General features: G+C 38.7%; 15 protein-coding genes and 1 pseudogene. 8 read left to right on the top strand and 8 right to left on the bottom strand.

Annotation, left to right across the window (positions count from 1 at the left end; genetic code table 11):
• Positions 1-670 precede the first annotated feature (670 nt).
• The 5 genes from rpmH (at position 671) to mnmE (ending at position 4772) form a co-directional block, all read left to right on the top strand.
• Positions 671-805 (top strand): 50S ribosomal protein L34, encoded by a 135-nt coding sequence (gene rpmH / locus ABLC00_RS18580; protein WP_000831329.1) that lies wholly within the window; start codon positions 671-673, stop codon positions 803-805.
• 30 nt (positions 806-835) lie between these two features.
• A complete protein-coding gene (gene rnpA / locus ABLC00_RS18575; RefSeq protein WP_004706196.1) occupies positions 836-1228 on the top strand; it encodes a ribonuclease P protein component in 393 nt (130 codons plus the stop codon).
• Between the two features lie 10 nt (positions 1229-1238).
• Complete coding sequence (gene yidD / locus ABLC00_RS18570) at positions 1239-1559, top strand: membrane protein insertion efficiency factor YidD (protein WP_002051924.1); 321 nt, start codon at positions 1239-1241, stop codon at positions 1557-1559.
• A gap of 5 nt (positions 1560-1564) precedes the next feature.
• Positions 1565-3325, top strand: a complete 1761-nt coding sequence (yidC, locus tag ABLC00_RS18565) for a membrane protein insertase YidC (protein WP_033847057.1) — start codon at positions 1565-1567, stop codon at positions 3323-3325.
• A gap of 91 nt (positions 3326-3416) precedes the next feature.
• Positions 3417-4772, top strand: coding sequence for a tRNA uridine-5-carboxymethylaminomethyl(34) synthesis GTPase MnmE (gene mnmE / locus ABLC00_RS18560; RefSeq protein WP_033847056.1), 1356 nt, complete (start codon positions 3417-3419; stop codon positions 4770-4772).
• 50 nt (positions 4773-4822) lie between these two features.
• On the opposite strand, the gene ABLC00_RS18555 is transcribed toward mnmE, so the two are convergent.
• Positions 4823-5086 (bottom strand): metal/formaldehyde-sensitive transcriptional repressor, encoded by a 264-nt coding sequence (locus tag ABLC00_RS18555; protein WP_033847055.1) that lies wholly within the window; start codon positions 5084-5086, stop codon positions 4823-4825.
• 42 nt (positions 5087-5128) lie between these two features.
• Between ABLC00_RS18555 and dmeF the strand changes: the two genes are divergently transcribed.
• A complete protein-coding gene (gene dmeF / locus ABLC00_RS18550) occupies positions 5129-6133 on the top strand; it encodes a CDF family Co(II)/Ni(II) efflux transporter DmeF (RefSeq protein WP_348941238.1) in 1005 nt (334 codons plus the stop codon).
• A gap of 94 nt (positions 6134-6227) precedes the next feature.
• Positions 6228-6926 carry a DsbC family protein gene (locus ABLC00_RS18545; protein WP_004884261.1) on the top strand — a complete coding sequence of 233 codons (699 nt, stop codon included), beginning with the start codon at positions 6228-6230 and terminating at the stop codon, positions 6924-6926.
• Between the two features lie 46 nt (positions 6927-6972).
• Here ABLC00_RS18545 and ABLC00_RS18540 read toward each other — a convergent pair whose 3' ends face one another.
• From ABLC00_RS18540 to ABLC00_RS18515, 6 genes and pseudogenes are all read right to left on the bottom strand, one after another.
• Complete coding sequence (locus tag ABLC00_RS18540; protein ID WP_000269732.1) at positions 6973-7224, bottom strand: GlsB/YeaQ/YmgE family stress response membrane protein; 252 nt, start codon at positions 7222-7224, stop codon at positions 6973-6975.
• A 172-nt stretch (positions 7225-7396) separates the two neighbouring features.
• Positions 7397-7924 carry a hypoxanthine phosphoribosyltransferase gene (gene hpt / locus ABLC00_RS18535; RefSeq protein ID WP_002051884.1) on the bottom strand — a complete coding sequence of 176 codons (528 nt, stop codon included), beginning with the start codon at positions 7922-7924 and terminating at the stop codon, positions 7397-7399.
• Positions 7925-8138: 214 nt separating this feature from the next.
• Complete coding sequence (gene guaD, locus ABLC00_RS18530; RefSeq protein ID WP_033847053.1) at positions 8139-9464, bottom strand: guanine deaminase; 1326 nt, start codon at positions 9462-9464, stop codon at positions 8139-8141.
• 56 nt (positions 9465-9520) lie between these two features.
• Positions 9521-10580: pseudogene (locus ABLC00_RS18525) on the bottom strand (Rieske 2Fe-2S domain-containing protein).
• Between the two features lie 292 nt (positions 10581-10872).
• Entirely contained in the window at positions 10873-12033 is a 1161-nt protein-coding gene (locus tag ABLC00_RS18520; RefSeq protein ID WP_033847051.1) for a glutathionylspermidine synthase family protein, read from the bottom strand.
• A 21-nt stretch (positions 12034-12054) separates the two neighbouring features.
• Complete coding sequence (locus ABLC00_RS18515; protein WP_033847050.1) at positions 12055-12420, bottom strand: hypothetical protein; 366 nt, start codon at positions 12418-12420, stop codon at positions 12055-12057.
• 136 nt (positions 12421-12556) lie between these two features.
• Here ABLC00_RS18515 and ABLC00_RS18510 point away from each other — a divergent pair, with 136 nt between their 5' ends.
• Positions 12557-13180: a nucleotidyltransferase family protein gene (locus ABLC00_RS18510; protein WP_004884249.1), complete on the top strand. Its 624-nt coding sequence runs from the start codon at positions 12557-12559 to the stop codon at positions 13178-13180.
• Between the two features lie 51 nt (positions 13181-13231).
• Here the strand turns inward: ABLC00_RS18510 and ABLC00_RS18505 are convergent, their stop codons facing one another.
• Entirely contained in the window at positions 13232-14185 is a 954-nt protein-coding gene (locus ABLC00_RS18505; protein WP_033847049.1) for a TerC family protein, read from the bottom strand.
• Positions 14186-14187: the final 2 nt, after the last annotated feature.

Genomic DNA, 14187 nt, shown 5'->3' with positions numbered 1-14187 from the left:
GTGTATCCCCTATGTCTGCGTTTTAAATTCAAATCATTTAAAGATTAACCCTTCCTGATGAGAAGGGGTCGCCATTCTACCCAAGTTATCCACATCTGTCATGACGAATTCGGTTGATTTTGACTAAAAAGAAATCTCTTGTGAATAAATTTAAATTCAAAACCAATTGTGTATAACTTTTTGCACATCCTGTGGATAAATTATCACATAAACTTATCCACAATCCATAAAGATAATAAAAACAGAGTTATCAACAATTCAAATATATGTTTTTTAAATTTAAAACCATCAAATCCACAGAAAAAGTCCACACTAATAAGAATAAATTTAAATTTTAAAATTTGAATTTATTTAATAGGGTCACTTCCAATTGTGGATAACTAAAAAATATGAATTTAAATTCAAATATACCAAATCCAAACTCATTTCACATCTAGGTTTGTTGATAAGTATGTAAATAAGAAGTGTATATCTTAAAAGTCATAATAAAAATAAACAATTACTTTGTGTATAACTTTTAAATGATAAAAATTGACTTAATATAAAGAGAGGATGAAGAACTAAAAATTTGACTTAAATACAAAACTTTCTCTGTTTATCATTGACAGAGTAAACATTGCACAATAAAATCGCGGACCTTTATAGAAAGATCATTTTTGGGAGTTTCGATATGAAACGTACTTTCCAACCATCTGAATTAAAGCGTAAACGCGTTCATGGTTTCCGTGCTCGTATGGCAACTAAAGCTGGTCGTCAAGTATTAGCTCGTCGTCGTGCAAAAGGTCGTCATAGCTTAACTGTTTAATTACTGTTACGCTGACCAGACTTGGGTGTGATGGCACTTTACAGTTTTAGCACAGATCGTCGTGTACGCTGTGCTGCAGATTATAAAAGTGTATTTGATGGTGCGCTTTTTAAAGTGCATCAACCCCATTTTTTATTTCTTGCAAAATTCACCGAACAGCCTAATAGCCGTTTGGGTATTGTTGTTGCTAAGAAAAAAGTGCGCCGTGCGCATGAAAGAAATCGAATAAAGCGTCTTGCTCGTGAGAGCTTTCGTCTAAATCAGCCGAAATTTGGGTTAGACATAGATGTTGTTGTAATGCCTAAAGTTGGTATAGAAACGATTACGAACGCTGAGCTATATCAACAATTAGATTTTGCTTGGCAAAAATTACAACGCTTGGCAAAAAAACATTCTAAAGTTGTCCCAACCTCGCAAAATTAAGAGATGACCAATGGTTCGTATTTTGCGTTGGTTCATTCGACTGTATCAAATTGCGATTAGTCCGCTTCTTGGACCCCGTTGTCGTTATATCCCAACTTGTTCCCAATATGCGATAGAAGCATTACAAACTCATGGTGCAATCAAAGGCGTTTGGCTATCTTCTAAACGTATTTGCAGATGTCATCCATGGGGAGGCTCCGGATATGATCCGGTACCGCCAAAAGCAATTCGTTTTATTTCGTTTCATCAAATAGATTCTCAAACGCATCATGTTGCTGTACCCTTTCGTGATCGTTTAATGAAGCAAAATCTCTCTAACCATTTGGGGTAATAGATATGCAACAATGGGCCAGGTTTGCAATTCTCGGGGCCATGTTTGTCACCGCATATTTGCTCATTTTGGCTTGGCAAAAAGATTATGGAAATGCTGCAACTGCACCGCAACAACAAGCGGCGGCTGTAAGTTCACATGAAATATCTGCTGATTTGCCAAATGCTAAAACTGCAACAGTGGCTTCCGATGTGCCACAAGCAAATATTGCGCAGTCACAAACCACAGATGCGACAGCACCTGTGAATCAACAGCTTATTTCAGTACAAACTGACCTTTATCATCTTTGGATTAATCCAAAAGGTGGTGATATTGTTCGTATTGAATTACTCTCTCACGACAAAAGCAAAGACAGTAATCAACCTTTTGTTATGCTTGAAAATGATGCCAAGCGTACATATGTTGCTCAGTCTGGCTTAATTGGTTTGAATGGACCAGATAGTAGTCGTGGTGGTCGTCCGTTATATGCGGTTGAAAAAACATCATATACTTTGGCTGATGCTAAGGGTGTGCAGGATCAAAAGGGACAGTTTGAAAAAGTTTTAAGCGTACCTATGGTATTTAAAACACCAGAAGGCGTTGAAATTATTAAAACTTTTACCTTTACCCAAGGTCAATACCCGATTGTTGTAAGCCATCAAGTGATTAACCGTAGCCAACAAAACTGGCAAGGTCAGATGTTTGGACAGTTAAAGCGTGATAACTCTGAGGATCCTGGTAAGTCTTCTCAAGGTATTTTTACTCTAGGGACGTTCTTAGGGGGAGCTTGGGGTACGCCTGATTCACACTATAACAAGCTTAAGTTTGCTAATTTCTCAGAAGAAAAATTAAATGCTGATGCTAAAGGTGGGTGGGTTGCGATTGTTCAGCACTATTTTGTAAGTGCTTGGATTCCAGGAAACCTTAAACTGACTCAAGCAAATGGTCAGCCTTATGTTGCTAAGCTTGAATCACGTCAGTCTGCGGATCATATGAATATTATTGGCTTTACTTCGCCAGTAATTAATGTTCCAGCTGGCACTTCAATGGAAGTAGATGCAAAGCTTTATTCAGGTCCTAAAGTACAATCTGAATTAAAAGATTTAGCTGTCGGTCTGAACCAGACTGTGGACTATGGTTGGTTATGGCCAATTGCGAAGTTATTGTTCTTAGGTCTTCAATTCTTCCATAGCATTGTAGGCAACTGGGGATGGTCAATCATCTTACTTACCATTATGGTGAAGATGATTTTATGGCCTTTATCTTCAAAAAGTTATCGTTCTATGGCGAAAATGCGTGTGATTGCACCAGAAATGCAACGCATGAAAGAAGAGTTCGGTGAAGACCGTATGCGCTTCTCGCAAGAAATGATGGCGCTTTATAAACGTGAACAAGTGAACCCATTGTCTGGTTGTTTACCGTTATTGCTACAAATGCCAATTTTCCTTGCGTTGTACTGGGTACTCATGGAAAGTGTGGAATTACGTCATGCACCATGGTTAGGCTGGATTCAAGACTTATCTGCAATGGATCCTTGGTTCATCTTGCCGTTAATTATGGGTGCGACAATGTTTGCTCAGCAAATGTTGAACCCGCAACCAGCTGATCCAATGCAAGCGAAAGTATTCCGCATTATGCCGATTATGTTCACGGTATTTATGTTGTTCTTCCCTGCGGGTCTAGTGTTGTACTGGATTGTGAACAACAGTATTACCATTTTACAGCAATGGTTTATTAACAAGAGTGTTGAGAAAAGTCGTCTAAACAAGACTGAATCAGCATCTTAATCGTTGAACTTTTGCTGAATCAATCCGCTTAAGATGGTAATCTTAGGCGGATTTTTCTTTGGCTGTATTTTAGGTTTTTTAGGTGAATAATATGCAAAGTCAAACCACAATTGCTGCAATTGCAACGCCACCAGGGCGTGGTGGAGTGGGCGTGATTCGCTTATCTGGACCTAAGGCCTATGAAATTGCTCAAAAGTTGACACAAAAAAACTTGCCTGAAGCGCGTATGGCAGGTTTTCGTAAGTTTTATGATGCTGATGGAAGCATTATGGATGAAGGCATTGTCCTATGCTTTCCAAATCCACATTCTTTTACCGGTGAAGATGTTGTCGAGTTACAGGGGCACGGCGGTCCAGTCATTCAAAATGCTCTCCTTGGCCGTCTATTCGAGCTGGGTGCGATTGCTGCAAAAGCTGGGGAATTCTCCATGCGAGCTTTTGAAAATGGCAAAATGGATTTGGTACAAGCGGAAGCTATTGCCGATTTAATTGATGCCACCTCTCAAGCTGCGGCTCGTTCGGCAGTTCGTTCTCTGCAAGGTGCATTTTCAACAAAAATTAATACAGTTTTAGAAAAACTGATTCATTTACGTTTGCACGTAGAAGCTGCGATTGATTTTCCAGAAGAAGAAATTGATTTTTTGGCTGATGGCAAAATTTTAGCTTTACTGGAAGATGTTCAACAGTCGGTGCATGCAGTTCAAACTTCTGCACGACAAGGGCAATTACTCCGTGAAGGTCTACAGGTTGTTATTGCGGGTAAACCAAATGCGGGTAAATCGAGCTTGTTAAATGCGCTTGCTGGTGTAGAACGAGCGATTGTAACGGACATTGCTGGTACGACTCGTGATGTTTTGCATGAAAAAATTAGCTTAAATGGTTTACCAATTACCTTAACTGATACTGCAGGTCTTCGTGAAACGGGAGATGTGGTCGAGAAAGAAGGTATTCGCCGTGCAATCAAAGAAATTGAGCAGGCCGATCTGCTGTTATTGGTCTACGATTTAAATCAAGGTGATGACCCATTACAACTCGCTCAAGAATACTTTGCTGAACATATTGAACCGCGTCGTCTCATGTTAATTGGCAATAAATGTGATTTAACTGGTCAATCTGCCGAAATAGGTGATTATCAAGGATTCCGTCATATTACAGTTTCAGCAAAACAAGAGATGGGTGTACAAGGCCTCGTAGATGCGATTACAGCGCATGCAGGCTTTCACCCTGAGGAAGATACATTTATTGCGAGAACTCGTCATTTAGACGCAATGAAGCGCACTCAGCTCTATTTGGCAGAGGCACATGAGCAACTTGTTGTATTTAACGCTGGTGAACTCGTTGCTGAATCACTACGTCTTGCTCAAAATGCTTTAGGTGAAATTACTGGAGACTTTAGTGCCGATGATCTATTAGGCAAAATCTTCGGTTCTTTCTGCATTGGAAAATAATTTTAAATAATCTGGATGATACGTATTGTTGTGTCATCCAGAACTTTCTTTTAGCCATATCTTTTTAAAACTTTTAAAAATTCTTTTAGCTCATTTTGATCGATTTCTGCACCTTTAAGCACATGATGATGTAAGTGCTGTTCCATTAATTCACTCATTAAACCGTTTATAGCACCTTTTATGGCTGCAACTTGCTGCAAAATATCGATACATGAAGATTCTGCTTGTTCTATCGAATTTTCAATGCTGTTGATTTGTCCTTTTAATCGTTTTACACGATTAAGAATTTTTTTATCCTGACCAATGTGACTCATCTGTTTTCTCTTGTAGAATTTAATATACTGGTAGGGAGTATATTGGGTTTAAATTTTATGCAGGATCATAGTGTATCACGTCATCATCAACATCAGTTTGATGAAGGAAATCCCTTAGCACAAAAACGGATTTTGATTGCAACCATTTTAACGGCTTCCATGATGGTTTTAGAGATATTTGGAGGGTGGTTTTTTAACTCGATGGCACTTTTGGCTGATGGCTGGCATATGAGCTCACATATGTTGGCGCTCGGTTTAGCCTATTTTGCATATCGCGCAGCTCAACATTATTCAAAAGACCATCGTTTTAGTTTTGGGACGTGGAAGATTGAGATTTTAGCCGGCTATAGCAGTGCAATTTTGCTTATGGTTGTCGCTATTATTATGGCTTTTCAGTCATTTCAACGTTTATTGAATCCAGTTGAGATTTTTTATAACGAAGCTATTCCAATTGCAATTTTAGGTTTAATTGTTAACTTGATTTGTGCTTGGTTACTTCATGATGATGGTCACCATCACCATCACCATCACCATCACCATCACCATGAGCATGAGCATGAGCATGAGCATGAGCATCGGCCTCATCACCATGATTTGAACCAAAAAGCTGCATTTTTACATGTGGTTGCAGACGCTGTGACTTCTGTTTTTGCAATTGTTGCGCTGTGTGCCGGTAAGTATTTTGGATGGGATTTTTTAGATGCACTTTTAGGGATTTTAGGCGCTATTTTAGTTGCAAAGTGGTCATTTGGTTTAATGAAAGAGACAGGAAAAACTCTTCTAGATGCTGAAATGGATCATCCGGTAGTTGAAGAAATTCGGGAAGTCATAACTGAATTTCCAAAACATGTTGAAATTACAGATATTCATGTCTGGAAAGTCGCGAAAGGTAAATTTTCTTGTATTTTAGCGCTAGAAACTGATGATATTTCTTTGAATGCAGACCAGATTCGTCATGCTTTATCGATTCATGATGAAATCGTGCATATATCGGTAGAAATTAATACTTTAAAACCTATTTATGTTCCACGTGAAACATTAGCATAACTGGGTAGAAGTTTGGTTATATCTCGGTAATCAGTTCTGTTTTCATTAACGGAACTGACTAAAATGTTCACTCTCCTGTCCTCGAGTCGGTTTTATGCTTAAAAAATTAGGAATATTGGCATTATTTAGTCTAACAACAAGTTTGAGTTTCGCTAATGTAGATACAGTTCGGGAAAATATTAAAAAACAATATCCTAATTTAAAAATTAGTAATATTCAGAAAACCGAAATGCCTGGGTTATATAGTGCCAATCTAGATCAACAAATCATTTATCTTGGTGAAGATGGTCAGCATATGCTGGTAGGCTCTATGATCCGCTTAAAGGACCAGAAGAATTTAACCAAAGACTTAGTTCTAGGACAAAACTCAATTGATTGGAAGCAATTACCTTTAAAAGATGCCATTAAAACGGTCAAAGGTAATGGTCAGCATGTTTTAGCGGTATTCTCCGATCCGAATTGCCCTTATTGTAAAAAACTTGAACCTGAACTCGATAAACTTAAAGATGTAACAATTTACACGTTTATTTACCCTTTAAAACCTCAGTCTATTGTGGTTTCTAGACAAGTTTGGTGTGCACCGAGCCAATCATACTCTTGGAAGAAACTGATTGAACAAGGTGTAAAACCAACAGTTGCGAGCTGCGCAAACCCAATTGATCGGAACTTGGAACTTGGAAGAAAATTAGGTTTTAATGCTACTCCTACCCTAATTTTTGCAAACGGTTTTAAACTAGTAGGTGCAAGGTCTGCTGAAGAAATTCAGGAAGTTTGGAAAGAGCTAGGCCTGTAAATAAAAAAAGCACCATTAGGTGCTTTTTTTATGAATGAACTGAAGTTTAGCTTTTTCGTGCAATCAAGTTGTAAATAAACAAAATGATGACTGCACCAATTACGGAAGCGATAAAGCCCGCAGCTGAATTTTCTCCGTAAAGACCAAGTAAACGACCACCATAAGTGGCTAAAAGTGAACCTGCGATACCAATTAAAGTAGTAACGATAAAACCTGCTTTATCATCACCAGGATGTAAAGCACGTGCAATTAAGCCTGCGAAGAAACCAACCACAATAGCAACAATAAGTGACCACATATTTGTTCTCCAGTTGTTTTTTTGATGAAGTTAATGATTTTGCTTCATATTCTATCGTGCGACAGAGCCAACTGTTTTGTCTGTAGCAGATTGCGACTTTTTGTGTCTTTTTTGTTCAAAGCTAAAACGTTATATAAAAAAATAGCACCTTATGGTGCCATTTTTATGAAATTTATAACCCAATCTCACCAATAAATGGCAAGTGACGATATTTCTGGTCGTAGTCTAAGCCATAGCCTACAATAAACCGATCTTCAACTTCAAAACCTAAAAACTTAACTTCGAGATCAATTTCACGGCGTGATGGTTTACTCACTAATGTGCATAATTGAATCGAATTTGGTTCGCGAGTTTGCAACATTTCCACAACTTTGCTTAAGGTGTTGCCAGAGTCAATAATATCTTCAACCACCAGCACATCTTTACCACGAATTTCACCGTCAAGATCTTTTAAGATTTTAACGTCTCGACTTGAAGTGGTACCGCCGCCGTAACTAGACACTGTCATGAAATCGAGTTCGTGCGGTTTGGTAATGGTACGGCATAAGTCTGCCATGAAAATAACAGAACCACGAAGTAGACCAATCAGAACCAATTCTTTGTCACTATTTGCATAATGAGAATTGATTTGCTCGCCGAGCTCTTTGACTTTTGCTTGAATTTCTTCGGTTGAAATCATGATGCTCATTGCAACAGTCATGGCAGATTCCTACAAGATATAAAAGAAAAAATAAAAAAGGTGTTGACCTGCAACACCTCGAAAATCTGAGTTAATGGTAAAATTTTAAAGCAAAATGACGTTTCATGCACCCTTTGATGGGTCTGAAATTTTATCATTTTGCGGATTATGTCGATCATGCTTTAATGCAAGAGCACATATTCCAAATAATAACAAAAACTTAACAATGCCTTTTTTATTTGGCTGTTTCTTTTTGATAAGCACGGTTTCCATAAATATAAGTCGCCTCAATATTACGGTCATCACCTAAAGTGAATAATGCAAACAGTGAATCTTCAACAGATTTGGATTTAGACTGGCGAAGCTCCTGTAATGCTGTTGGCTTTAGGTTGAGTACCACAAAGTCTGCTTCTTTACCGATGTTGAAGTTGCCTAACTGATCTTGTAAATCAAGCGCTTTTGCTCCGCCTAAGGTTGCATGATAAAGCGCTTCATAAGCTGAAAGTTTATCACCTTGTAATTGCTGAACCTTATAAGCCTCGTTAACAGTTTGCAGTAAGCTAAACGAAGTACCTGCACCAATGTCTGTCCCCAAACCTACTTTGACTTGCTTTTCCCAAGTTTTTTTCAATGGGAATAAACCACTACCTAAGAACAGATTTGAAGTTGGGCAAAATGCGATAGCCGATTGTGTATCATGCATACATTGCCATTCTTCATCTTCTAAGTGAACACAATGCGCAAACACAGAACGTTTACCAGTTAGGCCATAGTGTTGATAAACATCTAAATAGCCAGCTTGTTCCGGAAATAAAGATTTCACCCAAGCGATTTCATCTTTGTTTTCACTTAAATGCGTATGGATATAAACATCTGGAAATTCTTGTTTTAGCTGCCCTGCTCTTTCTAATTGCTCAGGTGTAGAAGTCGGTGCAAATCGTGGCGTAATCGCATACAGAGCACGGCCTTTACCATGCCATTTTTCAATGAGTGCTTTAGTATCGCTGTAAGCCGTTTCTGGTGTGTCACACAGCGCTTCAGGGGCATTACGGTCCATGAGTACCTTACCGGCAATTAAACGCATCTGAACGCGTTCTGCGGCTTCAAATAAGGCATCCACAGATTCGGGATGAACTGTACAGAAAACGAGGGCTGTGGTTGTGCCGTGTTTTAAGAGTTCCTGAACAAAGAACTGGGCAATTTCGCTTGCATATGCTTTGTCTTGAAACTGTATTTCGGTTGGGAAAGTATAAGTATTAAGCCAGCTTAAAAGTTGTTCGCCGTATGCTCCAACCATTTCGGTTTGCGGGAAGTGAATATGGGTATCAATAAAGCCAGGTACAATTAATTGTTCTGGATAATGTTGAACCTCAACTCCAGCAGGTAGATGCTGTTGAGCATCTTCCCATGCACCAAACCATTTGATTTTTCCATGTTCACTAATCAATACACCATCTTCCAAATAACGTACTTGATTTGGAATATCAGTTGGCTCAGAGACAGTTTGTTGAATATCTAAAAAACGACCACGTACAACGGTGGTATTTGCGATCAATGACATGGATAGCCTATATATTTTCACTTTTTTCGATTGATTGTACCCCAGTTAGCCAAGATTTAAACCGTATAACGTTTACTTAGTCCCCATTCAGCCAAAATCCGTCGATAAGTCGTTGATGAACGATCTGCTTCAAAATGTGCTTCCATCATTAGATCGAGCGGTAGTTCTTCTGGTTTTTGTGATTCGACCATGTCTTGATCTTCGGCAAAAATTTGCGCATTAAATGCATATACTTTTTCTAAATCACCTGTTTGGTCAAAGTTACGTGTGAGTGGAACAAATAAACGGGTTTTATTACTTGAGATAGGACAACAGGCATTTAAAATTTTTAAGACCCCACCTTCTGGAAAATCGACAGTAAGTACGGCAGAAAATGGCGGATAAACCTCAAAAGTACGCTTCCACAAAAAGCCTTCTGGTTCGAGATGTTTTAGCTCATGCGGATAATTACTGACATTGCTGATATAGACCGTTTTTAAGCCGTAGTTGGTACGTTCAGTGTGATATTTAGGGACGACAGGATTATCACGATTCGCAAAGGCGTTGTGATGTACCCACGCAAAATGAGCGACATCGATAAACCCTTCAAGCTGACGACCACTAGAGCCACCAATATCCACAAAAGGTGGCAAAATTGCTTGATGCTCTGCATCATCCCAAGTATCTAATACAGGAATATTGGCTTGAGTAATATCACGACCATGAATACTGGTCCAAATGAGACCGTATCTTTGCACAACCGGAAATTTAGTTAGAGAAAAACGATCAGAAATTTTTGTTAGTTCGGGCTGAGCTGGTATTTGAGTACATTTCCCTTCAGTGTTATAGCGTAGACCGTGATAAGGACACACAATCTCCTCACCATCGACCCAACCTTTGGTTAAAGGCACGCCACGATGTGGGCAAATGTCTCGGACCAGATGAATTTCACCACTTTGTGTCTGGTAGAGTGCCATATTGACGTCTATCTAGTAGTGTGACACGTTGAGGCGCAGTAGAGACATCTTGAATACGCGCAACCGGATACCAATGGCTCGATAAAATTTCCCAATCTTTTGCATCAAAACTGCTGTTACACGGCATGGCAAGCGGCGTTAGAGTTGGAATCGCATTCATGGCATCACTCCTTAAAAAAATCAGGGCTCTCACGAGCCCCTAAAATCTAGGCTTTTTTCTTTTTTAGAGATGCAAAGAGCTTGCCAATATTGACTTTTAAGAAAATAAATTAGATAAAAATATTAAAATACATGTGGTTAATTAATATTGTTTTTTGAATTTTTGTTCTAATTTAGCTTTAAAAGCTAAAGTTTATTATTCGCTATGTACTTAGAATGCACTGATTGATTGCGTTGAGGGCACAATAAAAAAGCACCTAAAAAGTGCTTTTTTATATCTGTCTGGGTGTTTATTAATCGACAAAATAATGCGCTGCAAAATGGGCGTCATTACCAATAATCTCATAGCAATCTTCACGAATAGACATGCCTGCACATTGATGTCCGACCATCCATAAACCGAGTGTAGGCAGTTGTCCTGAAAATAATGGGGTGTCTACCCATTTCTGTACGACATAACCATATTTGTCATAGTCATCAAAATAAAAGCTACCAGAAGCCGTGCCTTGGTCATGGCCGTCTTGTAAAACCCGAATATTGGCACCTTCCCTTGCCAAAATCGGCTTTTTCACCCATTTGCCAGTCAAAGCTTGTTGCGGGTTATAGGTATGGGATTCGACTAATAATGGATGGTTTGGATAACGCTTCCAAAGCTCAACCAGAATCGCCTTATTTGAAAGTAGCATTTTCCAGCAAGGTTCTATCCATTGTGTTTGTGGGTGGATATATTGAGAAAATGCTTCTTCCCAGATCCATTCCCATGGATAGAGTTTAAATATGTTTTGAATGGGCTGATTATGGAGATCAACAAAATCTTGCCCGTTCCAGCCTATGTTCTCCATAGAAAGCTCAGAAACTTGTAGATGAGCTTGGTAAGCGGTATCCATCAAGTACTCTAAATTGCCCCAGTCTTCCCTTCCCGCTTCCTGACAGGCAGCAAAATGCACATGGCTACCCCGCGGTAAAATTGTCTTCCAGCGTTTAATCAGATCTTCGTGAATGCTATTGAACTGGTCTCGGTTTGCAATGCCCGAAACTTGTTCTATCCACAGCCACTGCGCTACAGAAGCTTCAAGTAAGCCAGTCGGTGTGTCGGCGTTATATTCCAGCATTTTGATATTTCGCCCATCGTAAGCGAAATCAAAACGGCCATACAGCATCGGAGCATTTTGTTTCCATGAGTATTCAATATGGCTTATAGCGGTTTCGGGAATTTGAAAGTAAGCAGGATAGTTACCCCGTTGAATGAGGTCTCCTACTACCGATAAACACATCTGATGCAGTTCATTTGCTGCATCTTTAAGTTGTTCAATCTGCTTAAGCGTAAATTCATAAGCAACCCCTTCAGACCAGTAAATTGAGCCATCGAGAGAAGGTAAATTAAAATAATCGAAACCAATATTTTGATGCTCCACTTGCCAGTCTGGACGTGGAGTAAATATTTTTCTTTTCATATTCAGTGAATGCCTGAGGAGTTAGCCGCCGAAAGAGAAGCCGCTACGACCAAAACCCCCACGAATTGGGGATGAAGAAGATGCGCTTTTCGCCGTACTTGAAACAGTGGGGTGACCTACACTCAAATTGCTGTAAGGATGTAAGGTATTGCCGTGATAAGAAACTTCCCGATTGTTTCGATAATACGCGGGACCTAAATAGCGGCTACCAACATAGCTAGAACCATGTCCACTTGAGCTATTTTCTTGTTTACATGTTTCGTTATTCCAGTCGCGAGCACAGTCATATTGGTTGTTATATACATCTTGTACTAATGGACCATCTTTATGGCTACATGCCGTGAGTAATAAAGGGACCACGACAAGATTAATTTTTTTAGAACGCATGAGACTCCACACATTTTAATAAGTATGTTCGGCATGAAATACCGAATTGCTGTTATCTATTATGTTTCTGATTAGGAAAGATAAATTTTTAGTTGGCATATGATATTGATCAGCGCTTTTAAAGTACAGAGCTTCTATGTACTATTACATGGTGGATGTCTTTAGTATTTTTCAAAATATGACAAATATATATAATAATTATCAACAAGATTTTATTGATTTGGTGATGAAATCTCCTTGTTTATTAAAGATATTAGCTATCATTTCTCAATTGCATCCAAAAGTTTATTTAAGTGCTGGTGCGGTGAGAAACACTGTTTGGTCATATTTACATGGCAAAACTTATGATTTAAATACAAGTGATATGGATGTGATTTATTATAATGCTAATGAATATGATGATAGTTATCAAAAAAAGTTGCAAAGTGATTTAAAAAGCAAATTTCCAAATCAAGATTGGGATGTTGTTAATCAGGCTTTGGTACATACATGGTACCGTAAAGATAATGGTGAAAAAATTCAACCATTAACTTCGATTGAGGAAGCATTATCATTATGGTCTGAAACAGCAACAGCTATAGCAATACGTTTCGACACATTCGGTAATTTAGAAATAATTGCACCTTTTGGCTTATCAGATTTATTTGAATTGAATTTACGTTGGAATTCAGCTCTAGTTAGTTATCAGACTTTCAAAAATCGTGTAGAAAGCAAAAATTGGTTACAACAATGGCCAAAATTAAAAATAGTCAATTCCTAATTTAAAAAGGGCTTTCTATGAAAGCCCTTTAATATTATGTAAGTAAAGATTCTATGAGATGTGTCGCTTATTGTGTCGTAAAGAAAGGTAAGCAGTGATTGCTAACACTATGACAATAAAGCTTAACGAGATCCAGATTGGCATATGGAATACATCAAGCAACAACATTTTTGCACCAATGAACAATAAGATAATGCCTAAGCCATATGGCAAGTAATGCAGTTTAGAAGCAGCGCCAGCAAGTAAGAAGAACATTGCGCGTAAACCTAAAATTGCCATTAAGTTCGCCGTTAAAACAATAAATGGATCACTCGTTACTGCGAAAATAGCAGGAATAGAATCTACCGCGAAAATGACATCTGAAGCTTCAACTAAAATTAAAACTAGAAATAACGGCGTTGCCCATAATAAACCATTTTGACGTACAAAGAATTTGTCACCTTCAAGCTGCGGCGTAATACGCATGTGCTTACGTAGCCACTTTAAAACTTTGATGTCTTCGATATTGGTTTCTTCTTCTTGGCCTTTTAAGAACTTGAAGCCTGTATATACCAAGAACGCACCGAAAATATAAAGCACCCAAGAGAACTCTTGAACGAACCATGCACCAATGAAAATAAAGAGAGTACGCAGTACGATTGCGCCTAATACGCCGTAGAGCAAAATTTTACGTTGTAGTGCCGCTGGAATAGCAAATGCCGCAAAAATCATTAACCAGACGAAAACGTTGTCAATCGCGAGGGACTTTTCAAGTAAGTAACCTGCAAAGTATTCCATGGTTTTTTGGTTTGCTAAGGTCACCCCAACCGTTTGTTGAAGATAAAGCCATAAACCGCCACCAAATAAGACCGCGACGCTTACCCACGCCACACTCCAGTAGGCAGCTTGCTTAATTGAGACATCCTGGCCCTGCTTTTGTTTAAAGCCCAAGAAATCAATTAGGAGCATGACAATGACTATGCCAAAGAATGCTACGTACAGCCATAAATTGCCGATTGTTTCCATAA

This window comes from Acinetobacter nosocomialis (assembly GCF_041021905.1).
Lineage (GTDB): Bacteria > Pseudomonadota > Gammaproteobacteria > Pseudomonadales > Moraxellaceae > Acinetobacter > Acinetobacter nosocomialis.
Note: the sequence above shows the minus strand (reverse complement) of the source record. Positions and strands in the feature narration are given on the sequence as shown.